Raw genomic sequence first — 5,789 nt, forward strand, 5'->3', positions numbered from 1 at the left:
TGTGTTCGGCGCGTGGGCCTGGGGCTGGCGCTGCCGTACCTGGCCGCCAGCTGGGTGCCCGCGGTGGCGCGCGCCCTGCCACGCCCTGGCGCCTGGATGGACACGCTGCGCCGGTTCATGGCGTTCCCGATGTTCGCCACCGTGGTGTGGCTGGTGTGGGTGCTGGGCCAGCAAAGCGGCATCGACGGCGCGGCGGCCCTGCTGGCGCTGCTGGTCACGCTCAGCATGGCGGTCTGGGCGCTCACGCTCGCCGGGCGCACCCGCTGGGCAATTGCTCCTATTTCGATAGCACTCCTGGCATATTTGACTACGGCATGGGCACCAAAAGTGCTTGAAATCGTGCCGGCTTCGGCCGCAGCGGTGCCCTCTGCCAGCGGCTGGCGCCCCTGGCAGCCCGGCCTGCCCGAGGAACTGGTGGCCAAGGGCCAGCCCGTGTTCGTGGACTACACCGCCGCCTGGTGCGTGACCTGCCAGTACAACAAGAAAACCACCCTGGCGCACGAGGACGTGCTGAAGGACTTCGCCGCCAAGAACGTGGCCCTGCTGCGCGCCGACTGGACGCGCCGCGATCCCGCCATCACCGCCGCGCTGGCGCAACTGGGGCGCAGCGGCGTGCCGGTGTACGTGCTGCAGGCGCCGGGCCGGTCACCCGTGGTGCTGTCGGAAATCCTGGGCGTGCAGGAAGTGCGCGCGGCCATCGCCGGCCTGTAAGCGCCTGGTCCAGCAGGCGCCCCATCGCCCTGCCGGCACGGGGGTTTTGGGTGGCGACGCGCTGGAGGCTCGGTGACACTGGGCCGCCCCGGGGCCCCGGCCCCGTTCGTTCTTTCGACAGGAGAAATGCCATGCTTCGACGGACCCTCTTCGCCTGCCTTTTCCTCGCCACGGGCGCTGCCCAGGCGGCGGCCACCGTGGGCCAGCCCGCGCCTGACTTCGCACTGAAGGACGCCACCGGCAAGACCGTGCGGCTGTCGGACTTCAAGGGCAAGCACGTGGTGCTGGAGTGGACCAACCCGGGTTGCCCCTTCGTGCGCAAGCACTACGACAGCGGCAACCTGCCGGCCACGCAAAAGGGCGCGGTGGACCAGGGGGTGGTGTGGCTGTCGGTGAACTCCACCGAGAAGGCCAGCAGCGACTACCTGGCCCCCGCGCAACTGGCCGCCTGGTTCACCGAGCGCAAGGCGGTGCCCACCGCCCTGCTGCTGGACGAGGAAGGCACGCCGGCCATGCCTATGGCGCGCGCACCACGCCGCACCTGTACATCGTCGATCCCAAGGGCACGCTGGTGTATGCGGGCGGCATCGACAGCATTCCTTCGGCCCGCCCGGCCGACATCCCGAAGGCCACGAACTACGTGAAGGCCGGCCTGGCCGACGCCCTGGCGGGCAAGCCGATCGCGGTGCCCACCACGCAGCCCTACGGCTGCTCGATCAAATACAAATCGCCGGCATAAGCCGCGACGGGTCTGCCATCCGCCGGCAATGGGCATGGCAGCACGGCCCCGGGCGGGCCGCGTGCCGTGCGCTCAGACCACCAGCGCGGTTGCGGCGCCCACGCCGCACAGCGCGGTCAGGCCCGCGAGCAGCCCCACATCGCGGCGCTCGTTGCCCGCGCGCCAGCCGAGGAACGTGGTGATGACCAGGGTCGCCAGCAGGCACAGCAAAATCAATTCGATCATGGACATGGCAGGGCTCTCCTTGGCTGATTGATCAACGGGGGTCGTGGGGCAAGGCGGGCGTTTCGCGGGGCTGGCCGCGCGAGGTCCACAGCGAGGCGGCGACCGAGCCGGCGATCAGTCCCGCGGTGACCAGCAGCGCATAGCCGATCGGGATCTTGTACAGGTCGATCAGCAGCATCTTCGCGCCGATGAACACCAGCACCAGGGCCAGGCCATAGGCCAGCAGGTGGAAGCGGCTCGCCAGGTCGGCCAGCAGGAAGTACAGCGCCCGCAACCCCAGGATGGCGAAGATGTTGGCGGTCAGCACGATGAACGGATCGTTCGTGATGGCGAAGATCGCGGGAATGCTGTCCACCGCGAAGATGATGTCGGTCGTGCCGATCAGCACCAGCACCACGAAGAGCGGCGTGTAGTGCTTGACGCCGCCGATCATCGTCGTGAGCTTCTCGCCGTCGAACGTGTCGGAGATGCGCATGCGGCCCCGCAGGAACTTCAGCACCGGGTTGGTGGCGATGTCGGGCTCCTTGCCCGCGGCCAGCCACATCTTCACGCCGGTGATGACGAGGAAGGCGCCGAACACGTACAGCAGCCAGTGGAACGTGGCCAGAAGCCAGGCACCGGCCAGGATCAGCACGGTGCGCAGCACGATGGCACCGATGATGCCGACGATCAGCGCACGCTTTTGGTATTCCGCCGGGACGGCGAAGTAGCTGAACAGCATCAGGAACACGAAGATGTTGTCCACCGACAGGCTTTTTTCCACCAGGTAGCCGGTGATGAACTGCATCGATACCGTGTTGGCCACCTCGCGGCCCTGCGAGCCGTTGAGATACCACCACAGAATGCCGACGAACACGAAGGCCAGCGAGAACCAGAGCACGCTCCAGCCCACGGCCTCCCTGGTGGTCACCTTGTGCGCCCCCTGGCGCTCCATGACCAGCAGGTCGATCCCGATCGCGACGACCACGAAGACGGCAAAACCCGCCCACATCCACCAGGTTCCAATGGTTTCCATGGCTTTAGCCTCCGATCGGTTGAAAGCCGTGCGGCGACGGCGGTTGGGGGAATGCCGAAGGCGGCGCAAGGGAAACGGGCTGCAGGTGGTTCATGGCTTGTTGGAAAAGTAATTGGAGGGAGAACGAACCGGACTGTGGGGCCGCCGCAGCCAGAAAAGAAGATGCCTTCCCGGTACCATTGCTTCGGTTTTTCCGAACCATTCCATTTTCCCCACCGCCCGCCCCGCCATGAGCCAGAGCTTCAACTACCGCCACCTGTACTACTTCTGGGTGGTCGCCAAGGAAGGCGGCGTGGCCCGGGCGGCCGAACGGCTGGACATGGCGGTGCAGACCATCAGCGCCCAGGTGCGCTCCCTGGAAAAGGACCTGGGCGTGGCCCTGCTGCGCAGCGAAGGGCGCAACCTCGTGCTGACCGATGCCGGCGTGGCGGCCCTGCACGAGGCCGACCACATCTTCGCCCTGGGCGAGCAGTTGCCCCTGCGCGTGCGCGAGGCCACCAGCGGGCAGGCGGTGCGGCTGAACCTGGGCATCTCCGACGGCATCGCCAAGCTGGCCGTGCACCGGCTGCTCACCCCCGTGCTGGACGAGCCCCACCTGCGCCTGCTGTGCCACGACGGCGAATTCCAGCCCCTGCTGGCCGAACTGGCGCTGCACAAGCTCGATGCGGTGCTGGCCGACCGCTCCGCCCCGCCCAACCCCGCCCTGCGCACCACCAGCCAGTTGCTGGGCACCAGCGCCATCGGCTGGTATGCGCCGCCGCTGTGGGCCCGCGCCGCCTCGCAGAACTTTCCGCACAGCCTGGCCGTGGTGCCGGTGATCCTGCCCACGGCCCACGCCGCGCTGCGCGCGCGCATCGACCACTGGCTGGAGCGCGAGCGCATCCGCCCCCGGCTGGCCGGGGAGTTCGAGGACAGCGCCCTGCTCAGCACCTTCGCCGCCGCCGGCATGGGCGTGATGCCGGCGCCCTGCTGCTGGGCGAGCACCTCCAGCGCACCTACGGGCTGGAGCCGGTAGGCACCACGGCGGACGTGCACGAGCACTTTCACCTGATCTACAGCGCGCGCAAGGTGATCCACCCCCTGGTCACCCGGCTGGCCGAGGCCGGCGCGGCGGGGCTGCTGGGGGATGCGGCCACGGATTGAAAGGGATGAACCGGCCGCCGGGGCCGGGCATGGACCTGGCGCAGAAACCCGGCCCCGCGGCTACGCCACAATCAGGGGCATGAGCTTCGCCCCCCTCCAGAACGACACCTTCCTGCGCGCCTGCCGGCGCCAGGCCACCGACTACACCCCCCTGTGGCTGATGCGCCAGGCCGGCCGCTACCTGCCGGAGTACAAGGCGACGCGGGCCCGGGCGGGCAGCTTCATGGGGCTGGCCACCAACGTGGACTACGCCACCGAGGTCACGCTGCAGCCCCTGGAGCGGTTTCCGCTCGACGCGGCCATTCTGTTCAGCGACATCCTCACCGTGCCCGATGCGATGGGCCTGGGCCTGTCATTCGCCGAGGGCGAAGGCCCGCGCTTCGCCCACGTGGTGCGCGACGAAGCGGCCGTGGCGGCCCTGGCCGTGCCCGACATGGACAAGCTGCGCTACGTGTTCGATGCGGTCACCAGCATCCGGCGCGCGCTCGACGGCCGCGTGCCGCTGATCGGCTTTTCCGGCAGCCCCTGGACGCTGGCCTGCTACATGGTGGAGGGCAAGGGCAGCGACGACTACCGCCTCGTGAAGACGCTGATGTACAGCCGCCCCGACCTGATGCACCGCATCCTGGCCATCAACGCCGACGCCGTGGCCGCCTACCTGAACGCGCAGATTGACGCGGGCGCCCAGGCCGTGATGGTGTTCGACAGCTGGGGCGGGGTGCTGGCCGATGGCGCCTTCCAGGCCTTCAGCCTGGCCTACACCAAGCGCGTGCTGGCCCAGCTCCAGCGCACCGGCGTGGACGGCACCGACGTGCCGCGCATCGTGTTCACCAAGGGCGGTGCGCTCTGGCTGGACGCCATGAAGGACCTGGACTGCGAGGTGCTCGGACTGGACTGGACGGCCAATCTGGCCCGTGCACGCGCCCTGGTCGGCGGCGCGGTGGGTGGTCCCGGCAAGGCGCTTCAGGGCAACATCGACCCCAACGTGCTATTTGCCCCGCCCGAGCAGATCGCGCTGCACACGCGCGCCGTGCTCGACAGCTTCGGCGCCCCCCACACCGACCGGACCACCACCGGCCCCACGCACATCTTCAACCTGGGCCACGGCATCAGCCAGTTCACGCCCCCGGAGCATGTGGCGGCCCTCGTGGAAACGGTGCACCGCCATTCCCGCGCGTTGCGCCAGGCTTGAAAGCCCTTGACAGGCCTTGACAGCAGGGGCAACGCCGGCGAGCAAGTTATGCACACCGCGCGCACCACGTTGGCGCACGGGCGGCCTTCCTGGAAATTTTTTTTGATGCGTCTCAAAACAATGAAGCGGCGCTGGTAAGTCTTTGATTCATAAGGACTTGCAGAATTTGCCGAATTTCCGGGCAATGTAACAAAACCACGTATTTTCAAGGCTTGGCGGCCGGTCGGACAGTGATATCAACAAAGTTATCCACAGAAAATCGGTACTTTTGCAAAATCCTCGTCAAATCAAGTACTTGCGTTGCCCATTGAAGAAATTGCCCGACCTTCGCTGCCCGCCCTAGCACAAAATGGACTCTTGACAAGGCCAACGCAGATGCACTTATGCACAAGCCGCTTGATGCGGCGCAGCATGCGACCTGGCATGACACGCCTTGGGCAGCATTCACCGCATTTTTGATAGATCATTGATTCATATGGATTTTTTTGAACTCTCCCCATCGCCGGCAGATGGTGGCGGGGGCGGTCTGCTCCCCCTGGGCTATCAGCCGGGCCGGGGATGTCAACAAAGTTATCCACAGAAAAATCGGTACCTTTTGCAAAAATCCTCGTCAAATCAAGTAACTTGCGTTGCCCATTGAAGGAAATTGCCCGACCTTCGCTGCCCGCCCTAGCACAAAATGGACTCTTGACAAGGCCAACGCAGATGCACTTATGCACAAAGCCGCTTGATGCGGCGCAGCATGCGACCTGGCATACACGCCT

The 5,789-nt window shown here is 66.7% G+C and carries 5 protein-coding genes and 2 pseudogenes; 4 read left to right on the plus strand and 3 right to left on the minus strand.

What is annotated here, in order from left to right; translation table 11 throughout:
• Positions 1–711: thioredoxin family protein (locus AC27IO_RS19455; RefSeq protein WP_498740278.1), on the plus strand; the 711-nt coding region annotated here is incomplete at its 5' end.
• 131 nt (positions 712–842) lie between these two features.
• Positions 843–1,450: pseudogene (locus AC27IO_RS19460) on the plus strand (thioredoxin family protein).
• Positions 1,451–1,522: 72 nt separating this feature from the next.
• On the opposite strand, the gene AC27IO_RS19465 reads toward AC27IO_RS19460, so the two are convergent.
• Together AC27IO_RS19465 and AC27IO_RS19470 are read right to left on the minus strand one after the other, a co-directional pair.
• Positions 1,523–1,681, minus strand: a complete 159-nt coding sequence (locus AC27IO_RS19465; protein ID WP_284431368.1) for a hypothetical protein — start codon at positions 1,679–1,681, stop codon at positions 1,523–1,525.
• 25 nt (positions 1,682–1,706) lie between these two features.
• A complete protein-coding gene (locus AC27IO_RS19470) occupies positions 1,707–2,690 on the minus strand; it encodes a TerC family protein (protein ID WP_284431367.1) in 984 nt (327 codons plus the stop codon).
• Positions 2,691–2,919: 229 nt separating this feature from the next.
• On the opposite strand from AC27IO_RS19470, the pseudogene AC27IO_RS19475 reads away from it, so the two are divergent.
• Both AC27IO_RS19475 and hemE read left to right on the plus strand, forming a co-directional pair.
• Positions 2,920–3,833, plus strand: a pseudogene (locus AC27IO_RS19475) (LysR family transcriptional regulator).
• Positions 3,834–3,912: 79 nt separating this feature from the next.
• Positions 3,913–5,025 (plus strand): uroporphyrinogen decarboxylase, encoded by a 1,113-nt coding sequence (gene hemE, locus AC27IO_RS19480; RefSeq protein ID WP_317355413.1) that lies wholly within the window; start codon positions 3,913–3,915, stop codon positions 5,023–5,025.
• A 287-nt stretch (positions 5,026–5,312) separates the two neighbouring features.
• On the opposite strand, the gene AC27IO_RS19485 is transcribed toward hemE, so the two are convergent.
• A partial coding sequence (locus tag AC27IO_RS19485; protein ID WP_498740281.1) for a hypothetical protein occupies positions 5,313–5,789 on the minus strand: 477 nt, incomplete at its 5' end.

This window comes from Acidovorax sp. KNOB132, from assembly GCF_057541515.1.